16 protein-coding genes are annotated in these 12,569 nt (G+C 64.8%); 7 read left to right on the top strand and 9 right to left on the bottom strand.

All coding sequences use genetic code 11. The features are described 5' to 3' along the window. Positions 1-10: 10 nt before the first annotated feature. From AB7531_RS18610 to AB7531_RS18600, 3 genes are all read right to left on the bottom strand, one after another. Positions 11-202: a hypothetical protein gene (locus tag AB7531_RS18610; RefSeq protein ID WP_014494643.1), complete on the bottom strand. Its 192-nt coding sequence runs from the start codon at positions 200-202 to the stop codon at positions 11-13. Between the two features lie 205 nt (positions 203-407). Continuing rightward, positions 408-776: a YidB family protein gene (locus AB7531_RS18605; protein WP_166342151.1), complete on the bottom strand. Its 369-nt coding sequence runs from the start codon at positions 774-776 to the stop codon at positions 408-410. 89 nt (positions 777-865) lie between these two features. After that, positions 866-1,528, bottom strand: a complete 663-nt coding sequence (locus AB7531_RS18600) for a glutathione S-transferase family protein (protein WP_063982756.1) — start codon at positions 1,526-1,528, stop codon at positions 866-868. Between the two features lie 124 nt (positions 1,529-1,652). Between AB7531_RS18600 and AB7531_RS18595 the strand changes: the two genes are divergently transcribed. Then, entirely contained in the window at positions 1,653-2,369 is a 717-nt protein-coding gene (locus AB7531_RS18595) for a DUF599 domain-containing protein (protein WP_063982755.1), read from the top strand. 526 nt (positions 2,370-2,895) lie between these two features. Here the strand turns inward: AB7531_RS18595 and AB7531_RS18590 are convergent. Further along, complete coding sequence (locus tag AB7531_RS18590; protein WP_187388028.1) at positions 2,896-3,045, bottom strand: hypothetical protein; 150 nt, start codon at positions 3,043-3,045, stop codon at positions 2,896-2,898. On the opposite strand from AB7531_RS18590, the gene AB7531_RS18585 reads away from it, so the two are divergent. Then, positions 3,035-3,433: a hypothetical protein gene (locus AB7531_RS18585; RefSeq protein ID WP_135214881.1), complete on the top strand. Its 399-nt coding sequence runs from the start codon at positions 3,035-3,037 to the stop codon at positions 3,431-3,433. The two genes, AB7531_RS18590 and AB7531_RS18585, sit on opposite strands and share 11 nt — an antisense overlap. Before the next feature lie 245 nt (positions 3,434-3,678). On the opposite strand, the gene AB7531_RS18580 is transcribed toward AB7531_RS18585, so the two are convergent. From AB7531_RS18580 to mgtE, 4 genes are all read right to left on the bottom strand, one after another. After that, positions 3,679-4,683 carry a hypothetical protein gene (locus AB7531_RS18580; RefSeq protein ID WP_063982753.1) on the bottom strand — a complete coding sequence of 335 codons (1,005 nt, stop codon included), beginning with the start codon at positions 4,681-4,683 and terminating at the stop codon, positions 3,679-3,681. Positions 4,684-4,732: 49 nt separating this feature from the next. Next, positions 4,733-5,551 (bottom strand): aldo/keto reductase, encoded by an 819-nt coding sequence (locus AB7531_RS18575; protein ID WP_231142135.1) that lies wholly within the window; start codon positions 5,549-5,551, stop codon positions 4,733-4,735. A 151-nt stretch (positions 5,552-5,702) separates the two neighbouring features. Continuing rightward, positions 5,703-6,038 carry a helix-turn-helix domain-containing protein gene (locus AB7531_RS18570; protein ID WP_063982751.1) on the bottom strand — a complete coding sequence of 112 codons (336 nt, stop codon included), beginning with the start codon at positions 6,036-6,038 and terminating at the stop codon, positions 5,703-5,705. A 227-nt stretch (positions 6,039-6,265) separates the two neighbouring features. Next, on the bottom strand, positions 6,266-7,687 hold the full coding sequence (mgtE, locus tag AB7531_RS18565; protein ID WP_028150524.1) for a magnesium transporter: 1,422 nt from the start codon (positions 7,685-7,687) through the stop codon (positions 6,266-6,268). A gap of 82 nt (positions 7,688-7,769) precedes the next feature. Between mgtE and AB7531_RS18560 the strand changes: the two genes are divergently transcribed. Further along, positions 7,770-8,576 carry a polysaccharide deacetylase family protein gene (locus AB7531_RS18560; RefSeq protein WP_175627363.1) on the top strand — a complete coding sequence of 269 codons (807 nt, stop codon included), beginning with the start codon at positions 7,770-7,772 and terminating at the stop codon, positions 8,574-8,576. Positions 8,577-8,737: 161 nt separating this feature from the next. Further along, the gene (locus tag AB7531_RS18555) at positions 8,738-10,051 is read left to right on the top strand and encodes a polysaccharide deacetylase family protein (RefSeq protein ID WP_063982750.1); all 1,314 of its coding nucleotides are present in this window, start codon (positions 8,738-8,740) and stop codon (positions 10,049-10,051) included. A 3-nt stretch (positions 10,052-10,054) separates the two neighbouring features. Here AB7531_RS18555 and AB7531_RS18550 read toward each other — a convergent pair whose 3' ends face one another. After that, complete coding sequence (locus AB7531_RS18550; protein ID WP_063982749.1) at positions 10,055-10,429, bottom strand: hypothetical protein; 375 nt, start codon at positions 10,427-10,429, stop codon at positions 10,055-10,057. A gap of 215 nt (positions 10,430-10,644) precedes the next feature. On the opposite strand from AB7531_RS18550, the gene AB7531_RS18545 reads away from it, so the two are divergent. From AB7531_RS18545 to AB7531_RS18535, 3 genes are all read left to right on the top strand, one after another. After that, positions 10,645-10,902, top strand: a complete 258-nt coding sequence (locus tag AB7531_RS18545) for a hypothetical protein (protein ID WP_174770120.1) — start codon at positions 10,645-10,647, stop codon at positions 10,900-10,902. A gap of 225 nt (positions 10,903-11,127) precedes the next feature. Beyond that, positions 11,128-12,348 carry a zinc metallochaperone GTPase ZigA gene (gene zigA, locus AB7531_RS18540; protein WP_063982748.1) on the top strand — a complete coding sequence of 407 codons (1,221 nt, stop codon included), beginning with the start codon at positions 11,128-11,130 and terminating at the stop codon, positions 12,346-12,348. Continuing rightward, positions 12,345-12,530: a hypothetical protein gene (locus AB7531_RS18535; RefSeq protein WP_063982747.1), complete on the top strand. Its 186-nt coding sequence runs from the start codon at positions 12,345-12,347 to the stop codon at positions 12,528-12,530. Before zigA ends, AB7531_RS18535 begins: the two co-directional genes overlap by 4 nt. Positions 12,531-12,569 lie beyond the last annotated feature (39 nt).

Genomic DNA, 12,569 nt, shown 5'->3' with positions numbered 1-12,569 from the left:
CCGTCATCCGTCAGGATTGGGCGAGCTGGCTTTCCTTGGCGACGCGCTCGAACGCTTCAGTCGAACTCTTGATGCGGTACTGGCAGTCGTCGCCATCCGTCGGCAGCAGGCGGATGATCTCGTATGAGCCACTCGCAGCCGGGCGCGCGACGTTGCTGGCAGTGAACAGTACGCGCGTTCCCACGGGGAATTTATGCTTCAACGCCCATCTCCATGACTCAAACAGCGCCGGCCGTGCCCAGGGTCCCACTGCGTCGGACCGGCTGAAAACCCGGCGTGACATATAGCACGCAATGCGGCGTTTTGGCCAGCGGTATACAGGCATGGCAAATAGGCCGATCCGGCAGTATTTTCAGGACGATAGTGCGGGAACCGGTGAGTGGAGGATACCGCTGGAACCGGCTCCCTCAGGCGGTGTGGGGCAGATGCCCCTCCGGGCTTGCCTGGTCCACGGCCTTGGGCAGTTCCTGGGCCAGAATCTGGCCGAGCTGATCGACCGGGATGTTGTAGCGCGCCGCAAGCTGCCGAACCGTGTCGCTGCCGAGCACCGCGCGGAGCTGGTCGGCCGAGATCGGCAGGTTCTGGCCGTTGCCGAGCCAGGATTTGACCTGGTCACCGAAGCCGGACTGCTGGAGCTTCGCGACGATTGCGCTGAGGCCGCCCTGATTGTTGCTGCCGAGCACCTCGTTCAACACCGCCGGCAGGACCGCGGCGCCGAGCTGGCCGAGCGCGCTGCGAAGCGCCGGATTGTTTTCCAGCGAGTCCAGAATTCCCATGCCCCTGCCCTCTCCCAAGCGGTCCTTCCGCCGCGATTGAGCGCCGCCAGCCTGCACATCGTCAAGCGGCGCCCGATCACATTCGCGGGTTAGACGTTCTCGAATTTCTCGATGACGAGCGTTTCGGCGATCCCGTCACGGGTCCATTCCTGGAACGCCGGCAGCGCCATCATCGTGTCCATGTAGGCTCTGGTCTCCGGCGTGACCTCGATCGCGTAGGTGCGGAAACGGTGCACGACCGGGGCGTACATCGCATCCGCCGCACCGAAGCGGCCGAACAGGAACGGTCCCTTGGCACCGTAGCGCGCCCGGCACTCCCGCCAGATCTCCTGCACGCGCGCGATGTTGGCCCTGGCGTCCGCCGACAGCGTCACGGCGCCCACGGGGCGGTGCAGGTTCATGCCGCATTCGTTGCGCAAGGCCATGAAGCCGGAATGCATCTCGGCGCACACCGAACGGGCGTGTGCGCGGGCGGCGACATCGTCGGGCCACAGCTTCACGTCCGGATAGCGCTCGGCGATGTACTCGATGATGCTGAGCGAATCCCACACCGTGATGTCGCCGTCGACCAGCACCGGCACCTTGCCGGCGCGGCTGAAGGACAGGATCCGATCCTTGTCCGCGGGATTATCCGTGTAGAGCGGAATGACGGTCTCGACGAACGGGATGTCATTGGCGCGCAGTGCGAGCCATGGCCGCATCGACCATGACGAGTAGTTCTTGTTTCCGATCGCGAGCTTGAGCGCTGCCATGTCGCTGGTCCTTCCCTAGGTCCTTTGGATGCGGCTGCTTTTAGCGCCATCGCCTGCTGCCAATCAATCGTTGCCGCACCCGGCCGCGCGTGGCAATCGTTGCGATCTTCGTGAGGAGTGAGACATGGGCAGGCATTGGGTCGACATCACGGCCGTCGGCTTCTTCATCATCGAATGGCTGGTCTATGCCCTGACGCTGGAGCACTCGGCCTATGGCCGCGACAGCCTGTCGGCGCGCATGAACCGCTATCGCGAGGTCTGGGTCCGCCGCCTGCTCGACCGCGACACCCGTATGGTCGACATGCAGATCATGGCCTCGCTCCAGAATGGCACCGCCTTCTTCGCTTCCACCAGCCTGTTCGCGCTCGGCGGCGCACTGGCATTGCTGCATGCCACCAACGACGCCATCACGATCCTGAGCAAGCTGCCGATCGACCTCAGCACCTCGCCCGCAATGTGGGAGCTGAAATGCGTCGGCCTCGTGCTGATCTGCGTCTACGCCTTCTTCAAATTCGCCTGGGCCTATCGCCTGTTCAACTATGTCGCGATCCTGTTTGGCGGCATGCCGCCGGCTGACCGGCGCGACACGCCCGAGGCCGAGGCCCACGTCATCCGCACCTCGCGCCTGTTCGAATCCGCCGGCCGCCACTTCAACCGCGGCCAGCGCGCCTTCTTCTTCGCACTCGGCTATCTCGGCTGGTTCGTCAGCCCCTGGGTGCTGTTCGTGACCACGGCGGCGGTGGTGATCGTCACCTGGCGAAGGCAGTTCGCATCGAGCGCATGGGCGGCGATGGCGCCGGAGGAGATGGATGGTGCGGAGACGCGGAAGCGCGGCTATTGAGGCATCTGCTGCGCGCGAGCGAAGGGCGGCACGCGTTTTCTCCACACCGTCACTGCGAGCGCAGCGAGCACTCCAGGATCTTTTCACGGTGACAGTCCGGATTGCTTCGCTACGTTCGCAATGACGACGCGACTAGCTCCGTCATCCCAAGGCGCGAGGCTCGCCCACTCGGCGATATCCCGGCCTACTTCCTGCGCATCGTCCCGGACCGGCAATCGAATCTGGCCACAGGCCGATCCATCTGCCAGAGCTCCACGTCGCGACCGTCGACGAGCCTCTCCGCGGAGCTGATCGCGGCTTCATCATCGATGCAATCCATGTGAATCATTCTGATGGGACGATCGTGTAGTCCCACGATCAATGCACGGTAAGCGGACATTTTTGTCTCCAGGCAAGGCGCGATAGCACGCGCGGGCCGGAAGAATGGCGCTGACGGCATTTGAATGCGATGGGGAGTGCATCGTCTGTTTATAAGCGCGGCGTAAGTTTCCGGCAGCGCGCGGCCGAGGCCGGTCCTATGCCGATCCTATGCAACCGCGATCGCGCCAATCTCGAAATCATACAGCCTCCGGCACCATATCCGCTCCGTCGCGCAAGCTCGCGCGGCGTAGCGAACTGGTGAAATGATGTCGAACTCAGGGGTCAGCGACAGGATCATCGATCCGATGATGGCCATCGCGAACTGCTCGACGCGGCAACGCATCGTCGTGGTCGGCGCGAAGAGCATGGAATTAGTGATTGAGCTGCATCGTCGCGGATATCTGCTGGCGGCTGCTGCAGGTAATTGCGGCCGGCCGGCAGGTCAATATGAAGTCGCGCTCGTGGATTGGCGGCGACGCACGCTTCACGCACTCGATGCGACAGTGGATTGGCTCGACGATTTCCTGAGCCCCCGCGCCGTGCTGGTGATCTGGCTCGACGCGCAGAAGGCAGCTGCGAAGGACACTCTTCGTGCCGCAGTGACGAAGCGCGGCTTCGTCGTCCTGCAAGGCGCCGAGCATCCATGTGGCAGCGTGCTTCTGGCGCGGCGCTCGGAGGCCATCCCCCTTCGGCAGGCCGCGTGAACATCCACCCGAACTCATGGATTTGATCCGATGCCAAAATCGAAAATTCGACGTGCCGTCATTCGCGAGTGGATGGCTCTCGCGCCGGCGCAGCGAGGCTCCGCCGAGCAGGCCGGCGCCTTTGCACGGCGCACCATCGAAAGACATAGCTTGCCACGCAGCCGGAGAACGCCGCACGCCGTGATCATGGCATGGCTGAAGCCGCGAACCGGGAGGCCTTAGCTCGCAGGATGGGTACGAGCCGCCTACCCTCCGCCAAAATCCCGCGGCGAGAACGGCAGGTCCAAGATCTTCCATTCACCATACTTGTCGGGCGGCAGCATCTTGTAGGGCTGGCAGGCCTGGAGCGCGGCGGTCGCGGATTTCACGATGGCCACGCCCTTCGCGGATGGCGGAGCTTCGATCAGGATCGGCGGGCGGGCCAGCGTGCCGTCGGTGGCGAACACCGTGCGCAGCTTGATGTTGACGTTGTCGGTCGGGTCGACCCCGGCCGGCAGTTTGGCGCAGCTCTTCAGGTGGCGACGCAGCGCGGCGATGACCTCGGGTGGCAGCTTGGCTGCGATCGAATCCTTGGCATCGCCGCCATCGTCCTTGGGGGCGTCTTTCGGCAGCTCCGGCGGCAATTCCGGCGGCAAGCCCAGCATGACGCCGTACTTGACCGTCACGTCAGGCTCCGGCGCCTGATAGGCCGGCGGCGCCGCTTGCGGCTGCTGCATCGCTTGTGGCGGCGGCTGTTGCGACGGCGGCTGCGGCATCACCTGGGGCGGCGGTTGTTGCTGGGGTTGCGGAGGCGGCTGTTGTGACGGCTGCGGCTGTTGAGGCTGCGGCTGCACATTGGCCTCCCGCTGCTTCGGTGCCTGCGAGGGTTGCGGCTGCGGCTGTTTCTGCTGCGGTTCAGGCGAGGCCTGCGGTGACGGCGACGGCGCCGCGGCCTGCTGCTTGGTCGCAGGCTTCGGCGCGGGTTCCGCCTTGTCCTTGTCGGTGAAATCCAGCTTCGGCAGTTTCAGGTCCGGCAGCGGCTCCGGCGGCTTCTCCTTCGCCTGCTCCTGAGCCTGCTCCTGAGCCTTCTCCTCGGCCTTGGCCTCCTCCTCCTTCACCTGCTCCGGCGTGACGATGTCCACCGAAACAGTCTCGGGCACCGCGGCGTGAAACGGATGGACTTCGCTGATCAGGATGATCAGCGCCACCAGCGTCAGATGCGCGACCGCCGACGCTGCAATGTCCGTCCGTATGATCTTCCGCAGTTCCATCGATCGATCTTGGGTTGCCACGCCGGTCCTAGCATACAGCGGCCCCCTCTCAATCCCATTTTGGCGCGAAGCCGAAATCGGTCAGGCGGCCCTTGGGATTTGCCAGCGCGGCGATCTGGGCCATCTCGTCGTCCGAGAGCTCGAAATCGAAAATATCGATGTTTTCCGACAGACGTTCGACGCGCGAGGTGCGCGGGATCGCAGCGACATTCTGTTGCACCAGCCAGCGCAGGCAGATTTGTGCCGGCGTCTTGCGATGCGCGCGCCCGAGCCCGGCGAGCGTCTGGTCGGCCTTGACGCGCCCCCTGGCGATCGGGCTGTAGGCGACCAGTGCGAGGCCATGCTGGTCGCAGGTTGCCCTCACCTTCGTCTGGTCGAGATAAGGATGATATTCGACCTGGTTGCAGACGAGTGGCTCCGGCGACAGCGCCACCGCCTGCTCGGTCAGCGCCACGGTGAAATTGGAAACGCCGATGTGGCGGGTCAGGCCCATGCGCTTGGCATGCGACAGCGCACCCAGCGTCTCCTCCAGCGGCACGTGCGAATTGGGCCAGTGCAGCAACAGGAGATCGACGGAGGAGAGCCGCATCCGGGCGAGGCTCTCCTTGACCGAGCGTTCGAGATCATGGGGCGCGAAATGGTTGGTCCAGACCTTTGTCGTGAGGAAGATGTCGTCGCGGCGCACGCCTGAGCCGCGCAGGCCGTCGCCGACCTCGCGCTCATTGTCGTAGACCTGCGCAGTGTCGATGTGGCGATAGCCGAGCCGCAGCGCCTGCTCGACCACGCGGCCGCAAGCGCGCCCGCCCAGCTCCCAGGTCCCGAGCCCGATCGCCGGTATCCTTGCGCCATTGGCCTCGACGAACAGCATGAGGAATCCTCTCTGTTGCGATCGCCTCAAAACATCATCCGGGCGCCATTATGGACCCGGCCCGTGACACTGCCAACGGACGACGCCGGCGCCGGCGCCGGGCCGGATATTCAGGGCAATGCTAACGGGAGGTTCGCGCCCGGCCTTGACGTCAGGCTTTGGCGAGCGCCTGGAATACGGTGTCCGGCGCATGCGCGATCACGGCGAGCAGCGCGCGGGCGGGTCCTCGCGGGGCGCGCTTGCCCTGCTCCCAGTTGCGGATGGTCTCGACGGGAACGCCGAGCTTGGCGGCGAACTCCATCTGGGTGAGACAGGCGCGACGGCGCAGAGCGCGCACCGCAAGCGAGCTGGCATCTTCGCCAGGGGCGGCATTGGCCGCCGGCTGGACCGGCAACGGCTGGACTGGAAACGGCTGGACCGGAAGCTCCTGCCCATCCCGCAACTCGACGACCCGTCCGTCCGCCTTCAGCCGCAACCGCATGTTCATTCCCCCAAGCACGGGCAATGATGCGGCAGGTCGCTTAAGTTCGGATTAAAGATGATGGTGGGCGAAGACGGTCTCGTGCCCCGGACGCAGCGCAGCGCGCAGCGGTGCGCTGCTGAGCCGGGGCCCATTTCGCCACCACGTGCCGTGCTGCTTTCTGGGTCCCGGTTCTGCGCAGCAACGCGAAGGGCGTTGCAGCGCGCCCGGAACACGCGAGGGCATAGCGCGCCTTACCTCAACCCGAACCACAGCGTCGCGATGCCGAGGAAGGAGAAGAAGCCGACGACGTCGGTCACCGTCGTGACGAACGTGCCTGACGCGACCGCCGGATCGGCCCTGACACGTTCGAGCGCCATCGGGATCAGGATGCCGCCGAGCGCGCCCGCGACGAGGTTGCAGATGATCGCAAGCCCGATGACGATGCCGAGGCCCGGGATCTTGAACCAGGCCACCGCCGCGATGCCCGTGATCAAGGCGAAGGCAAGGCCGTTCACGAGCCCGACCAGGCCTTCGCGCATCACCACCCGCCAGGCGTTGGAGGAGCCGAGCTCGCGCGTCGCAAGCGCGCGCACCGCGACCGTCATGGTCTGGGTCGCGGCATTGCCGCCCTGGCTCGCGACGATCGGCGCCAGCACGGCAAGCGCGACCATCTTCTCGAGCTGCCCCTCGAACAGGCCGAGCACCGAGGATGCAAGAAAGGCGGTGGCGAGATTGACCAGCAGCCAGTTGAACCGCGCGCGCGCAATGGTGAACACGGTGTCGGAGAGTTCTTCGTCGCTGTTGACGCCGCCGAGCGCCTTGAGGTCTTCGTCCGCCTCCTCCTCGATCACGTCCACGACGTCGTCGACGGTGATGACGCCGACCAGGCGATCCTGGGTGTCGAGCACCGGGGCCGCGACGAGATTGTACTTGCCGAACATGCGCGCCACCTCCTCCTGGTCCTCCAGGACGGAGACGCGACGGCGATCCTCGTCGGTCAGCTCGGCAAGCGCGACCGGGCGGCGGGCGCGGAGCAGGACGTCGAGCGAGACCGCACCCTGCCAGTGCTGGTCCTTGTCCACGACGTAGATCTCGTAGAAGCGGTCGGGCAGATCCGGCGTCTCGCGCATGTAGTCGATCGCCTGCCCGACGGTGAAATCCTGCGGCACCGCGATGAACTCGGTCTGCATCCGGCGGCCGGCGGAATTTTCGGGATAAAGCAGGCTGCGCTCGAGCGCGACGCGCTCCTGCAACGGCAGCTTCTCGAGGATTTCCTCCTGCTCCGCCTCGTCGAGGGTTTCCAGCAGCTCGACCGCGTCGTCGGATTCGAGCTCGCGGACGCCTTCCGCGACGGTCTCCGGCGGCAGCTCCTCGAGGATCTCCTCGCGCACGCCCTCGTCGAGTTCGTTCAGCGCCGAGAAGTCGAAGTCGCGCCCGGTCAGCTCGACTAGGCGAACGCGGTGGTCGGGCGCGAGAGCTCCGATCAGATCGCCGAGATCGGCCTCGTGCAGCTCGGCGACGCAGGCGCGCAGCGCGGCGCTGTCGCCGGCCTCGATCGCATGGGCAATCTCCTCGACGAATTCATGACGAATTTCGCCGTCTTCATTGCGCATCGGAACGTGGTCGAGTACCGAGGCCTCGGCGGATGGGGCACCGTCCATATGTTCATCCATGGCGCGCCTCGCCGTTTGACAGGTTGGAACGAGTGGTCTGAGCTGACGGTCAGGCAATACCCACAAGCGAACTGCGAGCGCAATGGCAAAGATGCTTCGGCTGAAATGGATGTCGATCTCGGTGGGTGCGGTCTTCGCGGGGCTCACCGGCATCGCCGCTTCGGAGGCCGCGGACTGCCCGCGCAAGGACGCGCTCGGCACCTCGCGCGTTCTGAGCGTCGACGCCAAGACCACGCCGCGCGTGGGCCTGAAGAGCTTTCCGCAGACGCTGCCGCTCGCCGATCACGAGGTCGTGCTGACCTTCGACGATGGCCCGCATCCGCCGACGACGTCGAAGGTGCTGGCGGCGCTGGCGCAGGAATGCGTGCGCGCGACCTTCTTCCTGATCGGCCTGCACGCCTCCGAACATCCTGACATGGTCAAGCGCATTGCCCGCGAGGGCCATACCATCGGCCACCACACCTGGTCGCACCCGTTCATGGCGCGGATCCCACTCGAGAAGGCGAAGAGCGAGATCGACCGCGGCATCGCAGCCGACGAGATGGCGCTCAAAGGCGTGTCGACGGCGACGCCCTCGACGCCGTTCTTCCGCTTCCCCTATTTCGAGGGGACGCCAGCGCAGCTCGACCTGCTCCAGTCACGCGGCGTCGTCGTGTTCGGGGCCGACCTCTGGGCCAGCGACTGGAACGAGATGACGCCGGAGCAGGAATTGAAGCTCGTCACCGAGCGCCTCGCCGCCGCCGGCAAGGGCATCATCCTCTTCCACGACCCCAAGGCACGCACGGCCGCGATCATGCCGGCCTTCCTGCGGTACCTCAGGGACAACGGCTATCGCGTCGTTCACGTCGTGCCGGCGGGCACGTCACAGAAGAGCGCCGATGCGCATTGATGCCGTAATGTCACGGCGGTGCAAAATGGGGTGATTTGGGCCCTATTAACAGTCTGTTCATGCTACGGCATGCAAGGATGTAGAGGGTATTGCGCCTGAACCGTTTCTGGGCGTCTCCGACCAATTAAGGCGGCAGTCGCGTAAGGAGGCAGACGAGGTTCATGATCGGAAGTAGCGTTGTTGTTCGGACGCGATCGTGGATCGTCCTATGTCTGGGGCTGTTGGTCGTCGGTTCACCGGCGGCCCTTGCGGCGGACTGTCCCGGCCATCCGGACGCGCTCGGGACCTCCCGCACCCTCGTGGTCGACCCGCGCGAGCATCCGCGCATCGGCACCATGCAGTACCGCGAAACGCTGCCGCTGAAAGACCACGAAGTCGTCCTGACCTTCGACGACGGTCCGCTGCCGAAATATTCGAACCAGATCCTCAAGATGCTCGACGACGAGTGCATCAAGGCGACCTTCTTCATCATCGGCGAGCAGGCCAGGGCGAACCCGGAAGGCGTGCGCAAGCTGATTGCCGCGGGCCACACTGTCGGCACGCACAGCATGAACCATCCGCTGACGTTCGACCGGATGCCGCTCGACAAGGCCGAGGCGCAGATCAACGGCGGCATCGAGTGGACCTCGGCCGCGATGACCGATTCGTCCAAGCTCGCTCCGTTCTTCCGCATTCCCGGCCTGATGCGCGCCGAAGGCGTCGAGAATCTCCTGATCTCGCGCGGCATCCAGGTCTGGAGCGCCGACTTCCCCGCCGACGACTGGCGCCATGTGTCGTCCGACCGCGTCTACCAGCTCGCGATCCAGCGGCTGGAGGCCAAGGGCAAGGGCATCCTGCTGCTGCACGACATCCAGGCCCGCACGGTGGCGGCGCTGCCGAAGATCATCCGCGACCTCAAGGCGCGCGGCTATCGCATCGTGCATGTGGTGCCCGCGACCGCCGACCGGCCGGCGACGCCGACCACGCCGGTGGAATGGCTGCTGCATCCGCCGACCGAAACCGTGCCGATCGCCCGCTGGCCGTCCGTGCCGAACTTCGTGTTCGCTCAGACCAAGACGCTGCCGGCGCCCTCGCTTGCCGACCTCAACGCGCAGACCGAGCATCAGCCGCTGCTGCCGCGCAAGACGATGGCGCTGGCGAATGTCGCGGCCACCCTGCCCGTGCCCGACCGCGATCTCTTTGCCATCCCCGAGGGCTCGGTCGAGGTCCTGCTGTCGACGACCTTGTCGCGGCGCGCCGCGATGCGGCTGGCAATGGCGGCCGAGACGCCCCATGCGGCCAAGGGCAAGGCCGGCAAGTCGCGCGGACATCGGACCGCACATACGGCGCCGGCCGGAGCGAAGCACACCGCGCAGGCTACGGGCACCGCCCCCAAGAGCATTGCCCCCAAGAGCACGGCGCCCAAGGGCGCCACACCGCGGAGTTCCGCGACGCATCCGACCCGCGTCGCCAGCCTGAAGAAGCGCGCGCAGTAAGCTCTACTGGCGCATGATGTTGGCGACACAGAGCAGCACGATCAGCGCCAGGAAGAACAGGTCCATATAGGACTTGAGCTCGCCGTCGCGGCGCAGCCGGCCAACGTCGGCCACGACCTGCTTGCGCGCGTTCGTTGCGCCCGAACCGTCATTGATCGGAGCCTGCAGGCGCTTGGTCTCCGCCTCGAGCTTCTCGATCTTCTGGAAGAAATAGAACGCACGCAGCGTCGAGGCCGCGCGCATGCCGGCATAGACCAGCACCAGGATCGCGAGGATCGCCCGGTTCTGGTATTTCTCCATGAAATTCAGGCTGAAATAGACCATCGCCATGAAGGCGAAGTTCGTCACGAAGCGGTAGACGAAGCTAAGAAAGACCATGCTGGCTCCAGCCCTGAGCGGTGCGATCCGTCTACGCCATCTTTATTTCGACAAAGATACGATCGCCGGCCGCCTTTTAGCCACGCGCGTTCATAATGCAAGCGAGAGTACCGGGGCCTGCGTGTTCCACGTAGACGCGAGGTTGCCAGCTGCGCGATGGAGATTCGCCGGAAGCTACGGTACATTGGCACAGCCACCGCATGTGGGGTCTGCCGATGCCGAAGAAGGGAATCACGGGCCACGACGACTGGGTGCTGACCGAGGCCCTGGCGACCGCGCTCGTCGCGCTGGAGCAGCTCGAACCAAAACACCAGCCGAGCGCGCATATGGACGACATCCGCAAGATGCTGGCGAACGGCAAGGAGCCGTCGGCGGTGAGCCTGCACCTCGCCCAAGCCAAATGCCGCCTGTTTCCGGACACGGACCCGCTCGAGATCTACCGGGAATACGGGATCGGCGACGAATACGGCTAAGTCCGTCGCGCCGGTCCTTCGAGCGCGCTGCTGCCTGGAGCTGAGCGGCAGCCAATCGCTACAACGATCATCCACCTCAATGTTCGCGTGAATTTGAGCTGAGCCGCGAAACGACTTGACGACGGCGCCGCCAACGAATGTAATGTTATAACATTACATATCCGGTCCCAATGCCCATCCCCACGCGTCACCGCCCTATCCCCTTGAAAAGGCTCTTCGATCTCCATGCAAAAACTCCCCGTCACCGTCTTGTCCGGCTTCCTCGGGGCTGGAAAGACCACTTTGCTGAACCACGTCCTGAACAACCGGCACGGCCTGAAGGTGGCGGTGATCGTCAACGACATGAGCGAGGTGAACATCGATGCGGATCTGGTTCGCGATGGCGGTGCGAACCTGTCCCGGACTGACGAGAAGCTCGTCGAGATGACGAATGGCTGCATCTGCTGCACATTGCGAGACGACCTCCTGAAGGAGGTGCGCGCCCTCGCAGACAATGGCCGCTTCGATTATCTCTTGATCGAATCCACCGGCATCTCCGAACCGCTGCCGGTTGCGGCGACCTTCGATTTCCGTTCCGAAGACGGCGAAAGCCTCTCCGATGTGGCGCGTCTCGACACCATGGTGACCGTGGTCGACGCCGTGAACCTGCTCAAGGACTATTCGTCGACGGATTTTCTCGATCAGCGCGGCGAAGCGCTTGAGAACGACAAGCGCACGCTGGTCGATCTCCTCGTCGAGCAGATCGAATTCGCCGACGTCATCGTTCTCAACAAGGTCGATGACGCCTCGCCCGCACAACGCGAGGCAGCGCGAAAGATCATTCGCGCGCTCAATCCGGAAGCGGACCTGATCGAAGCCAACCACAGCCGGGTCGCCTTCGATCGCATTCTCGACACGGGCCGATTCGACTTCGAGCGGGCGCAGCAGCATCCGCTCTGGTTCAAGGAGCTCTACGGCTTTGCCGATCACGTGCCGGAGACCGAGGAATACGGCGTGACGAACTTCGTCTATCGCGCACGCCGGCCGTTCGATCCCGAAAAGTTCGACAAGTTCGTCAGGGAGCCCTGGCCCGGCGTCATTCGCGCCAAGGGACATTTCTGGCTGGCAACGCGCCCGCAATGGCTTGGCGAGATCAGCCAGGCTGGCACGATCACGCGCACGCAGGCGCTTGGCTTCTGGTGGGCGGCCGTACCCGCGGAACGATGGCCGGATGACCCGTCCTGGCGGAAACAGCTGCGCGCGAACTGGAACGATATCTATGGCGATCGTCGCCAGGAAATCGTGTTCATCGGCACGGGCATGGATGAGAGCTCGCTGCGCGCGCGCCTGGACGCCTGCCTCGTCCAGGGAAAGCCTGCCATGAACGTCTCGGAATGGGCGAAGCTCGCAGACCCCTTCCCGATCTGGCGCCGCGCGGATGAAATCGCCCAGGCGGACCACCAATGACCAAAATCGTTCGATTCGTTCCGAAATCCGAACTCGAGCGGCAGCGCCTCATTCGCGAGGCGCGCGCAATCTACGACAGCATATTCCCGCCGGTCACTTTGACCGGCGGACAAGCTGATGATCGCTTGGACCAACGAGCACCGCGCGAGGCAGTCGCCGAAATCCAGCCAAAACAGCGATAAGGATGAAGGTGGTGCGCTCGGAGGGCGCACGCAGTCCTT

The sequence above is a fragment of the Bradyrhizobium sp. 63_E2_N1_3 genome (assembly GCF_052076005.1).
GTDB lineage: Bacteria > Pseudomonadota > Alphaproteobacteria > Rhizobiales > Xanthobacteraceae > Bradyrhizobium > Bradyrhizobium barranii.
Note: the sequence above shows the minus strand (reverse complement) of the source record. Positions and strands in the feature narration are given on the sequence as shown.

Excerpts from the sequence above, each read along its gene's own strand:
- AB7531_RS18580 (WP_063982753.1), bottom strand. The coding sequence starts at position 4,683 with ATGGAACTGCGGAAGATCATACGGACGGACATTGCAGCGTCGGCGGTC.
- AB7531_RS18535 (WP_063982747.1), top strand. The coding sequence starts at position 12,345 with ATGACCAAAATCGTTCGATTCGTTCCGAAATCCGAACTCGAGCGGCAG.
- mgtE (WP_028150524.1), bottom strand. The coding sequence starts at position 7,687 with ATGGATGAACATATGGACGGTGCCCCATCCGCCGAGGCCTCGGTACTC.
- zigA (WP_063982748.1), top strand. The coding sequence starts at position 11,128 with ATGCAAAAACTCCCCGTCACCGTCTTGTCCGGCTTCCTCGGGGCTGGA.
- AB7531_RS18555 (WP_063982750.1), top strand. The coding sequence starts at position 8,738 with ATGATCGGAAGTAGCGTTGTTGTTCGGACGCGATCGTGGATCGTCCTA.
- AB7531_RS18550 (WP_063982749.1), bottom strand. The coding sequence starts at position 10,429 with ATGGTCTTTCTTAGCTTCGTCTACCGCTTCGTGACGAACTTCGCCTTC.
- AB7531_RS18545 (WP_174770120.1), top strand. The coding sequence starts at position 10,645 with ATGCCGAAGAAGGGAATCACGGGCCACGACGACTGGGTGCTGACCGAG.
- AB7531_RS18605 (WP_166342151.1), bottom strand. The coding sequence starts at position 776 with ATGGGAATTCTGGACTCGCTGGAAAACAATCCGGCGCTTCGCAGCGCG.
- AB7531_RS18595 (WP_063982755.1), top strand. The coding sequence starts at position 1,653 with ATGGGCAGGCATTGGGTCGACATCACGGCCGTCGGCTTCTTCATCATC.
- AB7531_RS18560 (WP_175627363.1), top strand. The coding sequence starts at position 7,770 with ATGGCAAAGATGCTTCGGCTGAAATGGATGTCGATCTCGGTGGGTGCG.
- AB7531_RS18590 (WP_187388028.1), bottom strand. The coding sequence starts at position 3,045 with ATGGCCATCATCGGATCGATGATCCTGTCGCTGACCCCTGAGTTCGAC.
- AB7531_RS18600 (WP_063982756.1), bottom strand. The coding sequence starts at position 1,528 with ATGGCAGCGCTCAAGCTCGCGATCGGAAACAAGAACTACTCGTCATGG.
- AB7531_RS18585 (WP_135214881.1), top strand. The coding sequence starts at position 3,035 with ATGATGGCCATCGCGAACTGCTCGACGCGGCAACGCATCGTCGTGGTC.
- AB7531_RS18575 (WP_231142135.1), bottom strand. The coding sequence starts at position 5,551 with ATGCTGTTCGTCGAGGCCAATGGCGCAAGGATACCGGCGATCGGGCTC.
- AB7531_RS18570 (WP_063982751.1), bottom strand. The coding sequence starts at position 6,038 with ATGAACATGCGGTTGCGGCTGAAGGCGGACGGACGGGTCGTCGAGTTG.